Origin of the sequence: Herbaspirillum sp. RV1423 (assembly GCF_000577615.1) — a bacterium.
Classification (GTDB): domain Bacteria; phylum Pseudomonadota; class Gammaproteobacteria; order Burkholderiales; family Burkholderiaceae_D; genus Herbaspirillum.
The window spans coordinates 44,737-64,333 of record NZ_CBXX010000017.1 but is presented as its reverse complement, the minus strand read 5'-3'; the positions used below and the strand labels follow the sequence as shown (position 1 = coordinate 64,333).

The 19,597-nt window shown below is 58.1% G+C and carries 16 protein-coding genes and 1 other RNA gene; 11 read left to right on the top strand and 6 right to left on the bottom strand.

Going from position 1 to position 19,597, the window contains the following annotated elements:
• Window positions 1-45: 45 nt before the first annotated feature.
• Together serC and gyrA are read right to left on the bottom strand one after the other, a co-directional pair.
• On the bottom strand, window positions 46-1,146 hold the full coding sequence (serC, locus tag RV1423_RS16435; RefSeq protein ID WP_034298616.1) for a 3-phosphoserine/phosphohydroxythreonine transaminase: 1,101 nt from the start codon (window positions 1,144-1,146) through the stop codon (window positions 46-48).
• A 53-nt stretch (window positions 1,147-1,199) separates the two neighbouring features.
• Window positions 1,200-3,875, bottom strand: a complete 2,676-nt coding sequence (gene gyrA, locus RV1423_RS16430) for a DNA gyrase subunit A (protein ID WP_034298614.1) — start codon at window positions 3,873-3,875, stop codon at window positions 1,200-1,202.
• A 292-nt stretch (window positions 3,876-4,167) separates the two neighbouring features.
• On the opposite strand from gyrA, the gene RV1423_RS16425 reads away from it, so the two are divergent.
• The 10 genes from RV1423_RS16425 (at window position 4,168) to RV1423_RS16385 (ending at window position 15,445) form a co-directional block, all read left to right on the top strand.
• A complete protein-coding gene (locus tag RV1423_RS16425) occupies window positions 4,168-4,698 on the top strand; it encodes an OmpA family protein (RefSeq protein ID WP_051516718.1) in 531 nt (176 codons plus the stop codon).
• Between the two features lie 437 nt (window positions 4,699-5,135).
• On the top strand, window positions 5,136-5,756 hold the full coding sequence (gene ompA, locus RV1423_RS16420) for an outer membrane protein OmpA (RefSeq protein ID WP_034298611.1): 621 nt from the start codon (window positions 5,136-5,138) through the stop codon (window positions 5,754-5,756).
• Window positions 5,757-5,857: 101 nt separating this feature from the next.
• On the top strand, window positions 5,858-6,553 hold the full coding sequence (ubiG, locus tag RV1423_RS16415) for a bifunctional 2-polyprenyl-6-hydroxyphenol methylase/3-demethylubiquinol 3-O-methyltransferase UbiG (RefSeq protein ID WP_034298609.1): 696 nt from the start codon (window positions 5,858-5,860) through the stop codon (window positions 6,551-6,553).
• A 77-nt stretch (window positions 6,554-6,630) separates the two neighbouring features.
• A complete protein-coding gene (locus RV1423_RS16410; RefSeq protein WP_034298608.1) occupies window positions 6,631-7,314 on the top strand; it encodes an HAD family hydrolase in 684 nt (227 codons plus the stop codon).
• A gap of 79 nt (window positions 7,315-7,393) precedes the next feature.
• Entirely contained in the window at window positions 7,394-11,122 is a 3,729-nt protein-coding gene (locus RV1423_RS16405) for a DUF748 domain-containing protein (RefSeq protein WP_034298606.1), read from the top strand.
• 72 nt (window positions 11,123-11,194) lie between these two features.
• Window positions 11,195-11,555, top strand: a transfer-messenger RNA (tmRNA) gene (ssrA, locus tag RV1423_RS29105).
• Window positions 11,556-12,013: 458 nt separating this feature from the next.
• Window positions 12,014-13,084 (top strand): ABC transporter permease, encoded by a 1,071-nt coding sequence (locus tag RV1423_RS16400; protein WP_081768856.1) that lies wholly within the window; start codon window positions 12,014-12,016, stop codon window positions 13,082-13,084.
• A complete protein-coding gene (locus RV1423_RS16395) occupies window positions 13,078-13,872 on the top strand; it encodes an ABC transporter ATP-binding protein (protein WP_034298603.1) in 795 nt (264 codons plus the stop codon). Before RV1423_RS16400 ends, RV1423_RS16395 begins: the two co-directional genes overlap by 7 nt.
• Window positions 13,873-13,874: 2 nt before the next feature.
• Window positions 13,875-14,792 carry an MlaD family protein gene (locus RV1423_RS16390; protein ID WP_034298601.1) on the top strand — a complete coding sequence of 306 codons (918 nt, stop codon included), beginning with the start codon at window positions 13,875-13,877 and terminating at the stop codon, window positions 14,790-14,792.
• A complete protein-coding gene (locus tag RV1423_RS16385; RefSeq protein ID WP_231502328.1) occupies window positions 14,789-15,445 on the top strand; it encodes an ABC-type transport auxiliary lipoprotein family protein in 657 nt (218 codons plus the stop codon). Before RV1423_RS16390 ends, RV1423_RS16385 begins: the two co-directional genes overlap by 4 nt.
• 385 nt (window positions 15,446-15,830) lie before the next feature.
• Here the strand turns inward: RV1423_RS16385 and RV1423_RS29890 are convergent, their stop codons facing one another.
• From RV1423_RS29890 to RV1423_RS16370, 4 genes are all read right to left on the bottom strand, one after another.
• Complete coding sequence (locus RV1423_RS29890) at window positions 15,831-16,040, bottom strand: hypothetical protein (RefSeq protein WP_155835131.1); 210 nt, start codon at window positions 16,038-16,040, stop codon at window positions 15,831-15,833.
• 138 nt (window positions 16,041-16,178) lie between these two features.
• A complete protein-coding gene (locus tag RV1423_RS16375; protein ID WP_051516717.1) occupies window positions 16,179-17,258 on the bottom strand; it encodes an HD-GYP domain-containing protein in 1,080 nt (359 codons plus the stop codon).
• 394 nt (window positions 17,259-17,652) lie between these two features.
• Window positions 17,653-17,832 carry a hypothetical protein gene (locus RV1423_RS29885; protein WP_155835130.1) on the bottom strand — a complete coding sequence of 60 codons (180 nt, stop codon included), beginning with the start codon at window positions 17,830-17,832 and terminating at the stop codon, window positions 17,653-17,655.
• 83 nt (window positions 17,833-17,915) lie between these two features.
• Window positions 17,916-18,488, bottom strand: coding sequence for a methylated-DNA--[protein]-cysteine S-methyltransferase (locus RV1423_RS16370; RefSeq protein ID WP_081768851.1), 573 nt, complete (start codon window positions 18,486-18,488; stop codon window positions 17,916-17,918).
• A gap of 148 nt (window positions 18,489-18,636) precedes the next feature.
• Between RV1423_RS16370 and RV1423_RS16365 the strand changes: the two genes are divergently transcribed.
• Window positions 18,637-19,554 (top strand): DNA-3-methyladenine glycosylase, encoded by a 918-nt coding sequence (locus RV1423_RS16365; protein WP_373419969.1) that lies wholly within the window; start codon window positions 18,637-18,639, stop codon window positions 19,552-19,554.
• Window positions 19,555-19,597: the final 43 nt, after the last annotated feature.

Sequence of the window (19,597 nt, the reverse complement as noted above, 5' to 3'; positions counted from 1 at the left end):
GCGTCGCAGACAGTACGCCCGCAGGATTTGCTTTGCCGTGCCCCCTTAGCCGTGTGTTCGCTCGAACTCGCGGAGGTAATCCACCAACGCCTGAACACCTTCTATCGGCATCGCGTTGTAGATCGATGCGCGCATGCCGCCGACCGACTTATGCCCCTTCAGTTGCAGCAGACCGCGTTCTTTGGCGCCGACCAGGAATGCCTCGTTCAATGTTTCGTCATGCAGGAAAAACGGCGCGTTCATGCGCGAGCGGCATTCCTTGGCTATTCGTGTCGTATAAAACTCCGTGCTGTCCAGATAGCCATACAGCAGATTGGCCTTGGCGATATTGCGGCGCTCCATTTCCGGCACGCCGCCCTGGCGCTTGAGCCACTGGAACACCAGGCCGGCGATGTAGATCGCATAGGTCGGCGGCGTGTTGTACATGGAGTCGTTGTCGGCGACGATCTTCCAGTCGAAGGCTGAGGGACAGATCGGCAAAGCGTGGCCGAGCAGGTCTTCACGCACGATAACGATGGTGACGCCGGCCGGGCCGATATTTTTTTGCGCGCCGCCGTAGATGACGCCGTACTTTGAGACGTCGACCACACGCGAGAGGATATGCGATGACATGTCCGCGACGATCGGTGCATTGTCGGTATCGGCAGCAACATCGGGCGTGAAGTGGTACTCAACGCCGTCGATGGTTTCGTTGGTGCAGAGATGGACATAAGCAGCGTTGCGGGAGAGCTTCCAGGTTTCGCGCGGCGGGATGCGGGCGAATTTTTCCGCTTCGGAGGATGCCGCCACATTGACCTCGCAATAACGCCGCGCCTCCTTGATCGACTTGGTCGACCAGGAACCGGTATTGACGTAGTCGGCCACACCCGCGCCATGGCCGCGCAGACCGGCGAGGTTCATCGGAATGATGGCGTTCTCGGCGATCGCACCGCCTTGCAAGAACAGGATCTTGTAATTGGAGGGGACCGCAAACAGCTCGCGCATGTCGCGCAGGGCTGCTTCGATGATCGACATGTATTCCTTGCCGCGATGGCTCATTTCCATCACGGACATGCCGCTACCGTGCCAGTCCAGCATTTCGTCGGCAGCTTGCTGCAGCACTTCTTTCGGCAATACGGCCGGACCAGCGGAAAAATTGTAGATCATGATCTGAATAAGAGACAAAGGAAGCGACCAGCCCCGGGGCCGGTCTCTTCATATTATTCCGCAGTTGCGTCGCCTTCGCCGGCAACTGCATCATTTGCGCCCGATTCCGCAGCAGCATCATCGACGCCCTCGTCCGCCTTGTCTTCCTCGGCATCGGATTCGACCACGCGCTGCAGACCGCTCAGCTTGGTGCCGTCTTCCACCGCAATCAGCGTCACACCTTGCGTTGCCCGGCCCATTTCGCGGATTTCCGCGACGCGGGTGCGAATCAGCACGCCGCCGGTGGTGATCAGCATGATTTCATCGCTGGTTTCCACCAGCGTGGCTGCAACCACCTTGCCGTTGCGCTCGCTGGTCTGGATGGCAATCATGCCCTTGGTGCCGCGACCGTGGCGCGTATATTCGGTGATCGGCGTACGTTTGCCGAAGCCGTTCTCGGTCGCGGTCAGAACCGATTGCTGCTCATTCTCGGCAACCAGCAGCGCGATAACTTGCTGGCCGTCTTCCAGGTTCATGCCGCGCACGCCGCGCGCCGTACGGCCCATCGGACGCACGTCGTTTTCATCGAAACGCACTGCCTTGCCGGCGTCCGAGAACAACATGACGTCGTGTTGGCCGTCGGTCAGCGCGGCGCCGATCAGGAAGTCGCCTTCATCGAGGTCCACCGCGATGATGCCGGCCTTGCGCGGATTGCTGAAGTCCGACAGCGGCGTCTTCTTGACGGTGCCGAGGCTGGTCGACATGAAGACGTAGCGGTCTTCGGGGAACGTGCGGTTCTCGCCCGACAGCGGCAAGACCACGGTGATCTTTTCGCCGTCCTGCAGCGGGAACATGTTGACGATAGGCTTGCCGCGCGAATTGCGCGAACCTTGCGGCACTTCCCACACCTTCAGCCAGTACAGGCGACCGCGATTGGAGAAGCACAGGATGTAATCGTGCGTGTTGGCGATGAACAATTGATCGATCCAGTCGTCGTCCTTGGTCGCCATGGCCTGCTTGCCGCGGCCGCCGCGTTTTTGCGCGCGGTATTCGGATACCGGTTGCGACTTCATGTAGCCGGTGTGCGACAGGGTCACGACCAGATCTTGCGGCGTAATCAGGTCTTCGGTGCCGAGATCGGTGGCGTTGAGCTCGATGGTCGAGCGGCGCTCGTCCTTGGCGCCGATGCCGAAGTCGTTCCTGGCAGCGGTCAGTTCGTCGATGATGATGGCGGTGACGCGCGCCGGCTTGGACAGGATGTCCAGCAGATCGGCGATCTGTTCCATCACTTCCTTGTACTCGTTGACGATCTTGTCCTGCTCCAGGCCGGTCAGGCGTTGCAGGCGCATTTGCAGGATTTCCTGCGCCTGGTCGTCGGACAGCTTGTACAGGCCGTCGGGCTGGATGCCGTAATGCGTCGGCAGGTTTTCCGGACGGAAAGCCTCGATGCCGCCAGTGTTTTCAGCACCGGTACGCGCCAGCATTTCGCGCACCATGGATGAGTCCCAGGCGCGCGCCATCAGTTCGGACTTCGCGATCGGCGGCGTCGGCGCCGCGCGGATGATGGCGATGAAATCGTCGATATTGGCCAACGCAACCGCCAGGCCCTCCAGCACGTGGCCGCGTTCGCGCGCCTTGCGCAATTCGAAAATCGTGCGGCGCGTGACCACTTCGCGGCGGTGAGACAGGAAGCATTCCAGCATCTGCTTGAGGTTCAGCAGTTTGGGCTGACGGTCGACCAGCGCCACCATGTTCATGCCGAAGGTGTCTTGCAGTTGCGTTTGCTTGTACAGGTTGTTGAGCACCACTTCCGGCACTTCTCCGCGCTTCAACTCGATTACCACGCGCATGCCCGACTTGTCGGACTCGTCGCGCAGGTCGGAAATGCCGTCCAGCTTCTTGTCGCGCACCAGTTCGGCGATGCGTTCCAGCAAGGCTTTTTTGTTGACCTGGTAAGGCAGTTCATCGACGATGATCGCGGTGCGACCTTCGCGGCCGAATTCTTCAAAATGCGTCTTGGCGCGCATCACCACACGCCCGCGGCCGGTGCGGTAACCATCGCGCACGCCGGACACGCCATAAATGATGCCGCCGGTCGGGAAATCCGGCGCCGGGATCAGTTCAATCAGCTCGTCAACCGTACAATCCGGATTAGCCAGCACATGCAGCGCACCGTTGATGACTTCGGTGATGTTGTGCGGAGGAATGTTGGTCGCCATGCCTACCGCGATACCAGACGAACCATTGATCAGCAGGTTCGGGATGCGAGTCGGCAGCACCGACGGTTCTTTTTCCTTGCCGTCGTAGTTGGGGTCGAAATCGACGGTTTCCTTCTCGATGTCGGCCAGCAACTCGTTGGCGATCTTGTCCAGGCGGCACTCGGTATAACGCATCGCCGCAGCGCCGTCGCCGTCGATGGAGCCGAAATTGCCCTGCCCGTCCACCAGCATGTAACGCAGAGAAAAGTCCTGCGCCATACGCACCAGCGTGTCGTAAATCGATGCGTCGCCGTGCGGGTGATATTTACCCATGACTTCACCGACCACGCGCGCGCATTTCACGAACGGACGGTTCCAGACGTTGTTCATCTCATGCATCGCAAACAGCACGCGTCGATGTACCGGCTTGAGGCCGTCACGCACGTCCGGCAGAGCACGTCCGACAATCACGCTCATCGCGTAATCGAGGTAGCTCTTGCGCATCTCTTCTTCAAGGGAAATGGGGATGGTTTCTTTGGCGAATTGATCCATTGGCAAGTCGGGAGATATTGATTTTGGTTGTTAAATCAGGCCCGGAACCTGTTCGTTGCGGGCAGCGACTACAAACGATCATTCTAGCACGCCAACCCTTGGTATCGCGGCTTTTAGCTCTGCGGCAATATGTCGCGGCGAACACAAACAACCGCCGACAACAGCCATAATGTGATTAAAATGCGAGCCTCTGATAAAAAGCAGCGAGAAGAGAAGTCCGGACAGATTCTTCTTCAAAGCGAAATCCGTATCTCAGCGCCCGCTTTTCGCCGAAGCCCAACTCACCAAAATTATGTACCGTCAATTTCTCACCATCCTTTTTTGCAGCGCCGCCTGCGGTGCCCATGCGCAAAGCAGTATCGACATCACCGCCTCCTCGACTTCAGCGTACGGGCAAGACAGCCAAGGCAAGGTGACACGCAGCCAATATGGCCTATGCTGGCGCACCGGTTACTGGACGCCGGGCGACTCCCTCGGCGGCTGCGATGGCGAACTGACGCTCCCCATTGCCAATCCGACAGCCCCGGCACTGGTAAGCAATCCGGCGACCGTGACTACGAATGCAGCGATGGCGCCAACGAACGATCCCGGCTGCAGCTTTAGCGTCACACTTGGCGCCAGCCAGACTTTCAGGCCTGGCAAGGACGATCTCAGCCGGGCAGCGCGGCAAGCCATCAGCGAAAATGTTATCGACAAAATTCTTGCGTGCGGGAAAATCGGCGATATAGTTGTCATCGGCCATACCGATCGCCTTGGCTCCCAGAAAGAGAATCAGGATCTCTCGGTCAGACGGGCAGAAGCTGTGGCCGCCTTTCCTTTCTAAGGAGCAAAAACATCTCCGCACCGATCCAGGCCATCGGCGCCGGCAGCAGCGAACCGATCACCAACTGCCCGGAAGCTCTTCCCACAAGGAAATTGATAAACTGTCTATCACCTGATCGCCGTGTGGTTATTCAAGTGCAAGGGCATGAATAATAAGGTTTTTTAGCAAAAAATCAGTTTTCCCTGCAAGTCTGGCCGCCGGTTTGCAAAGTTAAACAGCTTGTTACCAAAAAACAACAGAGTATCAAAAACGTTGATTGGACTATTTGGCAACGTTCGCCGATTGCACCAGCCTGTGGCAGAATGGCGACTAAGTTCTTTGCATGGTCCCCCGCAAAGGGGCATGTGACGACCTGAACACATGATATTATTCGTTTTTTTGATGTCGTAATTTTGTAGCGCAGTTTATCTGCGGATATCTCACCCGAGAGGAGAAACATGAACAAATTAGCAAAACTCGTCTTCGCTGCTGCGTCCGCAGCCATCGCTCTGTCTGCGACAGCACAGGAAATCAAGGACATTAAGGTTCGTCCCAACAGCCTGTACCTGCAAAGCAGCAACGAAACAGTCGCTCGCAGCGGCTTCGGTCTGTGCTGGCAAACTGCGTTCGTTAACGGCGCATGCGAAGAAGCTCCTGCCCCAGTCGCCGCTGCCGCAGCAGCTCCTGCAGCTCCTGCAGCGGTAGCTCCTGCAGCGCCGACATCGGAAAAAGTCACCTACGCTGCTGACGCGTTCTTCGACTTCGACAAGGCTGTCCTGAAGCCTGCTGGTAAGGCTAAACTGGACGAGTTGGTTGCTAACCTGAAGGGCCTGAACCTGGAAGTCATCATCGCTGTCGGTCACACTGACTCCGTTGGTTCGGTTGCTTACAACCAAAAACTGTCCGTCCGCCGCGCTGAATCGGTCAAGGCATATTTGGTTTCCAAGGGTGTCGAAGCCAACCGCGTCTACACTGAAGGCAAGGGCAAATCGCAACCAGTTGCAGACAACAAGACTGCAGCCGGCCGTGCCAAGAACCGCCGCGTTGAAATCGAAGTTGTTGGCACTCGCAACAAGTAATCGATTTTCAATCGAATCAAACCCCGCTCCGGCGGGGTTTTTTTATGGAAATTTGGTTTGCGCCGGACAGCAATCGAGCAGCTTCGGCTATCATTCACCCTATGAATGCCGATCCTCTAGAATTGCAAAAATTTAGCGACCTCGCCCATCGTTGGTGGGATCCCACTTCCGAATTTCGCCCCTTGCACGAAATCAATCCGCTCCGCCTGGAGTGGATCAATGCGCGTGCCGCATTGCCTGGAAAGAACGTCGTCGACGTCGGCTGCGGCGGCGGCATCCTCGCCGAATCGATGGCGCACAAAGGCGCCAAGGTGACAGGCATCGACCTCTCCGAAAAAGCGCTCAAGGTCGCCGACCTGCACGGCATGGAGTCCGGCGTCCAGGTCCGTTACGAAAAAATTGCCGCAGAAGAACTGGCGGTACGTGAACCGGGGCAATTCGATACCGTGACCTGCATGGAAATGCTGGAACACGTTCCCGACCCAGCCTCCATTGTGCGCGCCTGCGCAACGTTGGCAAAACCGGGCGGTCATGTCTTCTTTTCCACGCTCAACCGCAATCCCAAAGCCTACCTGTTCGCCATCATCGGCGCCGAATACCTGCTGCGCTTGCTACCCAAGGGCACCCACGATTACGCCAAATTCATTACGCCGGCAGAACTGGCGCGTTTCATTCGCGAAGCCGGTCTTGAACTCGAAGGCATCAAGGGCTTGTCCTACAATCCCCTGACCAAACTGTATTCGATCAACCAGGACACCAGCGTCAATTACATGGTGGCTTGTCGCAAGCCGCTGTGAATCCGAACGACGAAGCGGGCCAGCCGGCTGCGCTTGTTGAGATAACTGCTGAAATAACCGCCATCACCGTGCCGATAATGTCTTTGAAAACACCGCGCGCCATCCTGTTCGATCTCGACGGCACCCTTGCCGATACCGCACCGGACCTCGCCGAAGCCGTCAATCAGTTGCGCACTGAGCGCGGCTTGGAGCCGGCCGCCTATGAACAATTGCGCCCGATGGCCTCCGCCGGCGCGCGCGGCCTGATCGGCGCCGCCTTCGGCGTCAAGCCGGATGACGCCGGCTATGAAGAGCTGCGGGTCAGCTTTCTCAACAATTACGCATCCAGACTGGTTGTCAAAAGCAGATTGTTCGACGGCATTCCCGACTTGCTCAAGCGACTTCAAGAGCGCGGCCTCGCCTGGGGCATCGTGACCAACAAGGCATCCCGCTTCACCGATCCGCTAGTGCCGCAAATTGGCCTCGGCCATGCGGGATGTGTAATTTCCGGCGATACCACTGCGCACACCAAGCCGCATCCGGCGCCGTTGTTCGAAGCCGCGAGCCGGCTGCAACTGGCGGCCGACGAATGCTGGTACGTCGGCGACGATCTGCGCGACATCCAGGCCGGGCGCGCCGCCGGCATGCCGACCATCGCCGCCGCCTGGGGCTACTGCGGGCATGTGGAGCCGGCGTCCTGGGAGGCCGATGCCTTGCTGCACGCTCCGTTGCAACTTCTGGATCTGATCAGTTCATCATTGCATCACGGCCGGCATCCGTAACCGGTACCGGCATTACACAATTAAACGAAGGCGCTTGCCCACCAACGGCATCAGCGACCGTCCTCACGAGGAAACGATCATGGCGAATCATCCCCGTCCCGCCTGGCAAATACGCACCTTGCGCTGGTCCGCATACACTATCGGCGTCCTGCTCCTGCTTGCGTTGATCAGTTGGCTCGCGCTGCCTCCGCTAGTCAAGAAAATAGCCGTCGACCAGACCCAGGAAAGGATCGGCCGCAAGCTCAGCATCGGCGATCTCAGTTTCAATCCTTTCATCCTTGCGCTGCGCGTACATGACGTCACGCTGTATGAGCCGGACCAGCAAACCGCCGCCTTCAGCGCCAAGGAACTGGTCGTCAACGCCTCGTCCACCTCGCTGCTGCGTCTGGCCGCCATTCTCGACGAAGTCAAACTGATCGAACCCAAAGTCCATGTGGTGCGCCTGAGCAACGAAGGCATCGGCCGCTACAACTTCTCCGACATCATTGACCGCATTCTCGCCATGCCCAAGAGCGAAGGCGAAACGTTCTTCTCGCTGGCCAACCTGCAACTGCAAAACGGCGCCATTCTGTTCAACGACAAAGTCACAGGCAAGACCATCGACATCCGTGCGCTGAACATCGGCGTCCCCTTCGTCTCTAACCTACCGCGCAACGTCGATACCTTCGTACAACCGGTGCTGTCGATGACCGTCAACGGCACGCCGTTTACGCTCAAAGGCCGCAGCAAACCCTTTGCCAGTTCGCTCGACACCACGCTGGCGATCGACATCGATAAACTGGACGTGGCCAGCTATCTCCCCTTCTCTCCCGTAGCGCTGCCGGTCAAGCTGGAAAGCGCCATGTTATCGACGCAACTTGACCTGACCTTCAGCCGTGACAAAGACAAGCCGCAAATTGGCCTGGACGGCGATCTCACACTCGCCGATATTTCGGTGCAGGAAAAGAACGCGGCACAGTTGCTCAAGGCAGGCTCCATTTCGGCCAAGATCGGCAAACTCGATCTCCTCAAATTCAGCGGCGTCATCGACCAGCTTGCTATCGACAAGCCCCAGATCTGGGCCGATATGAACGCGAAAGGTGAAATCAACTGGACCCGCATCGGCAAAAACAGCGCCGACGCAAGATCCACTTCACCGGCTAAAAAGCCCCCAGCATCGGCAACCGGCAAACCCGAGGCGAAAGCCGATTCGCAGCCTGCCCCCTCCGGTCCAGCGCCAACCATCACCGTTCGCAAACTAATCGTGCGCGACGGCAGCGTGAAATGGACGGACGACGCCAACGCTTCGCCGCGCCAGCTCGTCGAGTTCGGCAAAATCACTATCGACGCCGAAGACCTCTCGACGCTTCCTGACGCAAAGCCGGCCAAGGTCGCCCTGTCCCTCACCGAAAACGGCAAGGGAGATATCGGCTTCACTGGTGAACTCACCCCGCTCAAAGGCGACCTCAGCGGAAAAGCGACGTTGAAATCCATCCAGCTAAGCGGATACCAGAACTACCTCAACCGCTCCCTTAACGGATTGTTCAGCGGCCAGATCTCCGGCCAGACCGACATACAAATCGCCGCAGGCCAGGTCAAACTGGGCAAACTGGGTGTGGAAATCGCCAATCTCAAAGTGACGCCCAAGACAAAATCGGCGACGGGCGTCATCGGCGCCAAAACGATTGCCCTCGACAACGCCGGCATCGATCTGCAAGGCCGTAAAGCAGAGGCCGATGCCTTTCGCATCGTCGGTCTCAATGGCGACCTGCGGCGCGACGCCAAGGGTGCACTGAACCTGCAAGACCTGCTTGTGCCTCCCGGAAAACCGGCAACCGGCGGCGAACCCGCCAAGGAGGCCCATGCCGCCATTCCTGCAAAAACGTCAACCGGGAACGCGACGCCCGCCCCCTGGCAAGCCAGACTGCACAGCCTGTCGATCACCGATAGCGCCATCGCCTATGAAGACAGCGGCACATCGCCAGCACAAAAACTGCGCGCCGAGGGCATCAACCTGAAAATCGACAACATCTCCAGCCAACTCGATCAGACCACAAAATTCTCGCTACAGGCGAGGCTCAACAAGAACGGCAAACTCTCCGTCAACGGCCAGGCTGCGCCGCAATTGAAAACCATCGACCTCACGCTCGACGCGCAAGACCTGCCGATCGCACCGTTCCAGACCTATTTCACCGATTACCTGAACGTCACGCTGACCAGCGGCACGCTCGGCATCAAAGGCAAACTGGCAGTGACGCCCCCGATCAACAAACAGACGCTAGCGCTGCAATACAACGGCTCGGCCAATCTCAACAATTTCCGCGTCCTCGACAAGCTGACCTCGACCGACTTCCTGCGCTGGCGGACATTGAACCTGCAAGGCATCCAAGCCAGGGTCGGCGGAAAACCGCTGGTCACGCTGGAGAAAATTTCCCTGTCCGATTTCTACGCCCGCACCATCCTGTCCGATCAGGGCAAGCTCAATCTGCAAGACATCATCGTTTCCAAGGATCAGCCGCACAGTTCCGTCACCGCTCCTGAAGCGAGCGACGGCAAACCGTCCACCACCGTCGCCAAAACCACCACCTCGACTGCGCCGGTCACGCCTGCCGCGCCGGATCCCAATGCACCGGTGATCCGCATCGGCCAGACCATCCTGCAACGCGGCAACATCAACTTCACCGACAACTTCGTCAAACCCAATTACACCGCCAACATGACCGGCATGAGCGGCAGCATCGGCAGCATTGCATCCGACAAGCCGCAACCCGCCACCATCGACCTGCGCGGCAAGATCGACAATGACGCGCCGTTGCAGATTTCCGGCACGCTCAATCCGCTGTTCAAGCCAATGTTCCTCGACATCAAGGCCAGCGCCAACGGCGTGCAACTGCCGCGCCTGACACCCTATTCAGCCAAATATGCCGGCTACCCGATCACCAAGGGCAAGCTGTCGATGGACGTGCAATACAAAATAGAGAATGACAAGCTGGTGGCGCAAAACGACGTGCGCATCGAACAACTGACCTTCGGCGACCACGTCGACGGCCCCAACGTCACCAAACTGCCCGTGATGCTGGCGGTGTCGCTGCTCAAGGACCGCGACGGCAACATCAACCTCAACCTGCCGATTTCCGGTTCGCTGTCCGATCCGCAATTCTCGATCGGCGGCATCATCATGCGCGTCTTCGTGAACCTGATCGTCAAGGCCGTCACCTCGCCGTTCGCGCTGATCAGTTCCATGTTCGGCAGCGACAGCAACGCTGAACTCAGCTATATCGAATTCGAACCGGGCTCATCCGAAATCACCCCCGATATCAGAAAGAAACTCGACACCCTCGGCTACGCCCTGCACCAGCGTCCAGCCCTCAAGATCGACGTCATGGGGCGCGCCGATCCCGCCGTGGACGACGCCGGCCTGCGCAAGGAAATCCTCAATCGCAAGATGCGCGCCCTCAAGCGCAAGGACATCATCGAGAAAGAAGGCCAGCCCTCAGCCAAGGACACCGAACTCAGCGATGCCGATCGCGCCAAATATATGGAAAAGGTCTACAAGGACGAGAAATTCAAGAAGCCGCGCAACGTGATCGGCTTCGCGAAGTCGCTGCCGCCGGAAGAAATGCAAAAGTTGATCGTCGACAACACCGAGATTACCCAGGACGACCTGCGCAACCTGGCCCAGCGCCGCGCCGATCTGGTGCGCAACTACCTGCAGGACCAAAGTATCATCTCGGCTGACCGCATTTTTCTGATCGCCCCCAAACTCAATGCCGACGGCATCAAGGACAAGGGCCAGACCAGCCGCGTCGACCTGAGCCTGCAACAATAACGCGGCAACGCCTGACAACCCTTGATAAACCGATGGTCCGCCTCCACACTGAGTTATAATGCAGATCTGCATGGGGCCGACTTGGTTTCGACGTGGGTTGCAAAGCAGAGCAGGGCATACCGAGGCCTGACTACCTCGTAAATCCAATCAGAAATTAAATAACTGCTAACGATAACTCGTACGCACTAGCCGCTTAATCGCGGTTAGCTCTACACCATCTCGTCTCTGGGGTGGGCTGGCAACAGCAGTAGAGTCATTTACAGAGAATCGCTTTGAATCGGGTCACTTGATTTGAAGTTAAACTTAAGGTGACTCGCCTTAACGAAGCGTGCGCGTCCGCGTCGTTCGGGTTAAATCAAATGGCAGCGCTAAGTATGTAGAACTGTCTGTAGAGTGCTTGCGGACGCGGGTTCGATTCCCGCCGGCTCCACCAATACACCGTAGTACGAAAGACCATCAAAGACCACGTAAGACATTGATATCCGGTGTTTTTCGTGGTCTTTTTTGCCTCCAGATTACGCGCAACGCAAGTGGTTGCGACACACGACGCCATATTCTCACGCTCTGACGCCCCCTTCCAATTCGCACTCACCACCCCACCCACATCGACTGTCGCACCGATATACAGCACGACAAGCGCGGCGTAAAATCGGAACGCGAGAAAACGGGAACAGCGAGCCGACTTTCTTGATTTGCATGACAATTTTCCCGATATCATTTCATCGCATTCCTTGTCGAACAGTCCCTTGACCGCAGAACAGATGCCAATGGCGCACAAAAATCTGACACCCCTTCTCTCTCGCTACGGAGACGCCTTTGTCGCTGACCGCGCCTGAACGCGTCGCTGCGAGCGTCTCTTTGGAACAAGCCGCCGGCGCGCCGTTGCTGCGCATGCAGGGCGACTGGACGCTGGCCAACTATCGCCGCCTGCAAACGCAAATGACGGCGATGCAGACCAATGGCGCCGAGCTGCTCAGTTTTTCCGGGCTGACTGCGCTCGATACGGCAGGCGCCGCCTTGTTGGTGGAACTGATCGGCGTTGCGCGTGCGCAGCAAGTCGCGCAGCATGGCGACGAACTGACGCCGGCCTGGCGTTCGCTGCTGGCGACCGTAGCGCAGGCGCTGAATCAGCCGGAGACGCCGACACCCGCTGCCACTTCCTGTACCGGCGATGTGCTGGCCGGCATCGGCAGCACCATGCTAGATTTGTATGCCAATGCCATTGCGCTGCTCGGCTTCACCGGGCTCTGCCTGCAAGCGTTAGCGACCAGTCTCGTGCATCCCTCGCGCTGGCGGCTCACGGCAGTCGTCGCGCAAATCGAACAGACCTGTCTCAATGCCGTGCCTATCGTGGCCTTGCTCACCTTCATGGTGGGGGCAGTGGTGGCGTTTCTGGGAGCGACCGTGCTGGCTGACTTCGGCGCCAGCATCTATACCGTGGACCTGGTGGCGTTTTCCTTCCTGCGCGAATTCGGCGTGCTGCTGACCGCCATCCTGATGGCTGGACGCACAGCCAGCGCCTTCACCGCGCAAATCGGCTCGATGAAGGCAAATGAAGAAATCGACGCCATCCGCGCCCTCGGCCTGGACCCCATGGCCTTGCTCGTGTTGCCGCGCCTGTTGGCGCTGCTGGTGGCCATGCCGGCGCTGACCTTTATCGCCATGCTCTCCGGCATGCTGGGCGGCGCCCTGGTGTGTGCACTGAGCCTGCAAATCAGTCCTGCGATGTTCCTGTCCCTGTTGCAGCAAGATGTCAGTGTCCGGCATTTCCTGGTGGGGATCGCGAAAGCGCCGATATTTGCCTTCGTCATCGCGCTGATCGGCTGCCTGGAAGGCTTCAAGGTCAGCGGCAGCGCCCAATCCGTAGGTTCGCACACCACCTCCAGCGTGGTGCAATCGATTTTCCTGGTGATTGTCATCGATGCACTGGCCGCTCTGTTTTACATGGAGATGGGATGGTAGCGACGCCCGAAGTGATCATCGACGTCGCCGGCCTGACCAATCGCTTCGGCAGTCAGACCGTGCACGACAAGCTTAACCTGCAAGTGCGGCGGGGCGAAATTCTCGGCGTGGTCGGCGGTTCCGGCACGGGGAAGTCGGTCCTCTTGCGCAGCATCGTCGGCTTGCAACATCCTGCGGCCGGCACCGTGCGCGTCTTCGGCGAGGATTTGTCGGCGCTGCCACCGCAACGTCGCTCCGTGTTCGAACGGCGTTTTGGCGTGCTGTTCCAGCGCGGCGCCTTGTTTTCTTCGCTCAGCGTATTAGAAAATATTGCACTGCCGCTGATCGAATACGGCAATCTCGAACGTGCTGAAGCCGAGCATCTGGCCAAGGTCAAACTGGCGCTTGCGGGTTTGCCGGCCGATGCCGGCAACAAGCTGCCGGCGACCTTGTCGGGCGGGATGATCAAGCGCGCCGCGTTGGCCCGGGCGCTGGCGCTGGATCCTGATATCTTGTTCCTCGATGAACCGACGGCGGGATTGGACCCCATCGGCGCGGCAGCCTTCGACCGCCTGATCCTGACCTTACGCGATGCGCTGGGCCTGACGGTATTTCTGGTCACGCACGATCTCGACACCCTTTATGCAATCTGCGACCGGGTTGCCGTACTGGCCGACAAACGCGTGCTGGTGGCCGCCGATATCGCTACCGTCGCCGCCACCGACAATCCGTGGGTGCGCGATTACTTTCTGGGGCCGCGCGGACGCGCTGCCGGCAATGCGGCACACTCTTTGCAGGAGCAACACTGATTATGGAAACTCGCGCCCATCATGTCTTGATCGGTTTATTTACGGTGCTCATCAGCGCCGCCGCTCTCGTGTTTTGTCTCTGGCTCAATAAATCGCATTCCGACCGCGACATCAATTATTACACCGTGGTATTCAATGAAGCCGTCAGCGGCCTGACGCGCGGCAGCGCGGTCCAGTACAGCGGAATCAAGGTGGGCGATGTCGTCAAACTGACGCTGGACCCGCAAGACCCGCGCAAAGTGCTGGCGCGCATCCGCGTCGAGGGCAATATCCCTATCAAACAAGACACGGGAGCCATTCTGAACCTGACCGGCATCACCGGCACTTCGGTGATCCAGCTCACCAACGGTACTCCGCAAAGCCCGAAACTGGTCAGCGTCAACGACGAAGATCCGGTGATCATCGCCACACCTTCGCCTCTCAATACGCTGCTGGCCAATGGCGGCGATCTGATGACCAATGTCAATGATGTATTGCTCAACGCCAAACGCGCCCTGTCGCCGGAAAATACCGACAACCTCACGCAAACCCTGGCCCATGTGGAACGCATCACCGATGCGCTGGCTGCTCAGCGAGAAGCGCTGGGCGATCTGTCGCAAGAAGTGGCGAGCGCCGCGCGCCAGGCCAACGGTGCCATGACCCAAGCCAATAAACTGCTGACCAACCAGGGCAGCAATGCGCTGAACAATGCACAGCAAGCGATGGCTTCGCTGGCAGCCAGCAGCGCGCAGATCGAGCGTCTGCTGGACGATAACAAGCAAGTCCTCAACAGCGGCATACAAGGCGTGGCCGAGCTCGGCCCCGCAGTCAGCGAATTGCGTGCCACGCTGGCCTCGGTACGCGCTATCAGCCGCAAGCTGGAAGACAACCCCGGCGCCTATCTGCTGGGCAGCGAAAAAATTCAGGAGTTCCACCCATGAGTCACAGCCTTCTTCTTTCGCCTGCCATGGCGAGCCTGTTCACGCGCCGACGTCTTGTCGCATTGGCGTCCATGATGGCACTGGCGATGGCTAGCGGGTGTTCCATTTTGCCCAATGCCGAGCCATTGGCGGTGTATCAGTTACCCGCCACGACCGGCAACAGCGGCGCAGCAACCGGCAGCATGCGTTCGCTACGTGTGGTCACGCCGCAAAGCAGCCGGGTGATCGACAGCGACCGCATTCTGGTCTTGCCGAAAGCAAATCTGGTGCAATCTTACGGCGCGGTGCGCTGGAGCGATCCCGCACCTGTCCTGTTGCGCAACCGGCTGCTGCAGGCCTTTGCCGCCGACGGCCATATCCGTTATCTGAGCAGCGACGACAGTAATGTGCGAGTGGATCAGGAGCTTGGCGGAACCTTGCGCGCATTTCAAAGCGAATACGACAATGACTTGCCTGTCGTGCATATCGTCTTCGATGCGCAACTGATCGACAGCACCACACGACGCATCGTCGCCGCGCGCAGCTTCGAGGCCGTCCAACGAGCGACCGGCACGCAGATCTCCCAAGTCGTCATTGCCTTCGGCGTGGCCGGCGACAATTTGTCGAGCGAGGTGGTCGCATGGCTAACCGGACTGCCGCCGACAAAACCATGACATCTTCATTTTGCGCAAAGCGCCATCGACTGAATTTCAGATGCCTTGGCGCCATTGCCGGACCGGCTATTTGCGAAACACTGGAAATGACGATGACCGTCATCCTCGCCAACACAAGGGTCATCCCGTGAGGGTAATGCCGTTCGGTTAAGCCTGTTTTTCCAGCCGTCGCCCCAGCGCACGCTGGGGCCCAGTGTCGTGACGACGTCCGACACGACACTGGGCCCTGACTTTCGTCAATACGACAGTTGTGATGGGCTGACAAGCTTTTGAAACTTAACGGAACGGCATTACACCGTTGTGAGTGGCCCTTGTATTGGCATGGAACCAAGAGATCGACGCCGCGTCCGGTTTTGAACGGGCGGCGCCGCTCAAATCTACCGCCCTATTCCTTCTCCGAGCGGCGCGTCCTGATGCTCAATAACTGCTCAAGACCGTCGCGCAACTCTTCCCGGGTTGCGTAGAGATTTTTAAGTGATTGCTCAATGCGCTCACGTTCCGCCAACGGCAGTTCCGTCGCAAGCAATCGTTCGAATTCGGCAATCGTCGCGCTGACATAGGAAATTTCCCTGGCAAATATTGTCGCGTCGTCCATGGTTTTCCCCGAGTGAAAACCATATATTGCACTATTTGTAACATTTTTGTCGTTAAGGAAATTCCTCATTTTTATTTCTTTTGGGTCCTGGCTATAGACGATGAACCGCTGCAAACGATCCTGGGACGATGATCAAATTCACAGGCTGGCCTCCTCACCCCAGAGTTGTTGCATGGAAATATTGATCGCTGCTTTTGACTCGCAGACCAGATCCCGCACGGCATAAAGCGGCAATGAAGTGTCTCGCTGGATGGGAAACGCCAGCGCTGCATTGCGCGGCCCGATCAATGAATGGACGATGGGCGTCGTGGTCGATTGGCCCTTTCTTGTCACGATGCCCGTCTCTCCGTTGATCAGTTTCACAAACGTGCCCGGCGGATAGATACCCAGCGCCCGCATGACCGGCGTTGCCAGCGATTGATCTATGGTTTGTTTTTCTTCCAGCAGAACCTTGCGCAGCGCGGCGTTCGGAAACAAGGCCTTGCGGTAAGCGCGAGGAGAAATTTTCGCGCAATAGCGATCCGCAATCGAAATGATCTTGGTCCCCACCGGGATATCGGCGCCCAGGATGCCGAATGGATAACCGTTTCCATCCTCGCATTCATGGTGCATCAGGACATGCCTCAGCCAAGTCTCATTTTTCACGCCCGCCTGCTTCAACAAACGCATCCCTATTTGCGGATGGTTTCTGATGATGGTCCTGTCTTCTTCGGTCAAATGGCTGGCCCGCGATTGCAATTGTTCCTGATGGCGCAACATGCCGACGTTCATGGTGACGGCTGCCGCCAGGATATTGGCCACCTCCTGCTTCGGTATTGCCATTTCGCGAATGATCAGCAGGCAGACGATGGCGCTGTCGATGCAGTGCCGTACTGAATAGATGCCCGCCGAGCGATTGAGCAGAATGGTGGCCAACGCGACGTTTTCGTTGACGTCGACCGCACGCGTGATCATCGCAACGATATCCGCAATCTTGGTTTCAAGATCAGTTTCGTTGTGGACGTTATAGAGCAGGCGGGCTAGTCGCCTGTTGGCGTCATTGATCAATCGCAGCGCCGACGGCGCCTCGACCATCGGTGTATGGTTCGAGCGCAAGGAAAAGTCTGCAGCGACATACAATCCTCGCCTGACGAGCGCTTCTATCTGCAACTCGTTCTGGATCACGAATCCTTTACGCAACAATAAATTGTCGGCGGAATCGTATACATCCCAAGCCAATGGCTCTCCGAGTTGTATGTCCGTTATGCTTATACGCTTACTCATCGAATAATTCCTCTGGGCGCAAAACGCGCAGGACTGCCGAGCAACATGTTGTAACGATTAAAATTGGATCTGCGCGGGGGAACAACTGCATTTCAGAGCCGGTTGCTCAACGGCTTGAGACTATCCATCGGGCAGTCTTTTGCATCTGCCTTCCGGCCATTTGCATGGTTCGGTCGCGTGTTCGACTGATACGGGGCCATTGTTCTTTCATTGATGCACCGTTCCAGAAACATGGCCTCTGTATTTATAGCTTATGAATGCCGATAACCTTGGCACCCGGAATTCCGGGTGGCTGCGACCATCACCATTTATTTCCACACGGAAATGTATCACAAAATACGGAAATAATTCAATTTGAAGACAGAAGAAATTCTTCTTTCATGACTCTCGGGCCATCTTCGTTCTGACGTGTTTTGTTGAACGAATGGCGCTGCCGGTGACCATGCTTGAGCATGGAAGAGTCACGGCGATCCAGGATGTGGCCCGCAGAAACGAGCACACCGGCTTGCATCTGCAATGCAATTGCCATCGCACCCAGATGACGATCATCACATTGGGCGAAATGGACCGACGACGGCCTTGAGCATGTCGCCGGGGCACAAAACAGCGATCTCAAAATAAGGGGGCCTGGCGCATGTCTCCCGGACTACGCGTCGCTGTGCTGCGCAGAGCGATGCTTGCGACTGTCTGTCCATTGGCGCCGACGTCATGGCCTTCCAGCGCCAGCAGCAACTTTTTCGCATGCAAGCCGCCAGCGAAGCCGGTCAGTTCGCCCGTGGCGCCGATGACGCGATGACAAGGCGCAATGATCGAGATCGGGTTTCTACCGTTGGCGGCACCGACGGCGCGGATCGCTTTTTCATTGCCGATTTGCCGGGCGATATCGCCGTAGGTGCGCGTTTCGCCGAAAGGAATGGTCAGCAACGCCGACCAGACTTTCTTCTGAAAATCGGTGCCGGAAAACTCCATGAGTACATCGAAACTCCTACGTTTGCCGGCGAAGTAATCCGCCAGTTGCTTCGCCGTTTCGACGAGGACAGGGTGGTTCGCATCTTCCGTCATCGGCCCGAGCCGCACCCGATTGGGCCGCTCCTTTTCCCACAGAATGGCGACCAGTTTCGAATTCCTTGCAACCATCGTCAGCTTACCCGTAGGCGAATCGATCACTTTGCAGAGATATTCCATTTACCGTCCTTTCATTGCGAGAACCTGCTTGCAACCCGCTGGCGTTGCAGGATCGGCAAACCGATTCTTGAATGGAGTCGATTTTACAGCGATGGAAGCGATATATGATCGAGCTTTTGATGCCTCCGCCCAGCGCATGGACATGCAAGTGAAAACACACGCTCTCACCGCGACCAGAGAACTTCCGTTCCAGCCGCCATTCGACTGGGCACGCTTGCTGCGCTTCTTCGACGGACGCGCTACCGCAGGCGTGGAAGCAGTCGAAAACGGCACCTACCTGCGCGCGATCGATTGGAACGGCGACTGCGGAACGCTGGCCATCTCGCGTCATCCGAAGAACGATTGCCTGGTTGCCGTATTCGCCGGCGATGTGAGTCGCCATGCCGACGCGTTGATTGCACCTTTACGCAGGATGTTCGACTTGCATGCCGAACCGGAGGCGATACGCGCACATCTGTCCGCCGATCCGTGGCTGGCGCCGCTGGTCAGGAATGCGCCCGGCTTGCGGGTGCCCGGCGCGTGGTCGGCTTTCGAACTGGTCGTGCGCACCATCGTCGGCCAACAGGTCAGCGTGAAGGCCGCGACCACCGTCGTCGGACGCCTGGTGCAACGCGCCGGGGAACATATGGAAGGTCACGCGCATGAAGCGACCTCGTGGCGGTTTCCATCGCCATATGCGTTAGCTTCGGCAGATCTCACGGCTATCGGCATGCCGGGAAAACGCATCGCCTCTCTGCAAGGATTCGCCAGGGCGGTTGCTGCGGGCGAAGTCCCGGTCGATGCTCCCGACGCTGATGTCGCGGCTTTGCGCAAAGCGTTGATTGCACTGCCCGGGATTGGGCCATGGACCGTCGAGTATGTCGCCATGCGTGCCTGGCGCGATCCGGACGCATGGCCTGCGACCGATCTGGTGCTCATGCAAACCATCACCGAACGCAACCCCGCCTTGCTCAAACCGGCGCAACAACGGATCCGGGCGGAAGCATGGCGTCCCTGGCGGGCTTACGTCGCCATGCATTTGTGGAACGATATTGCCGACCGACAGGAACGACATCGCGACGGCTGAATTCTCCCGCAAAGAAATTGATTTTCTGGCAATAGACGCACAG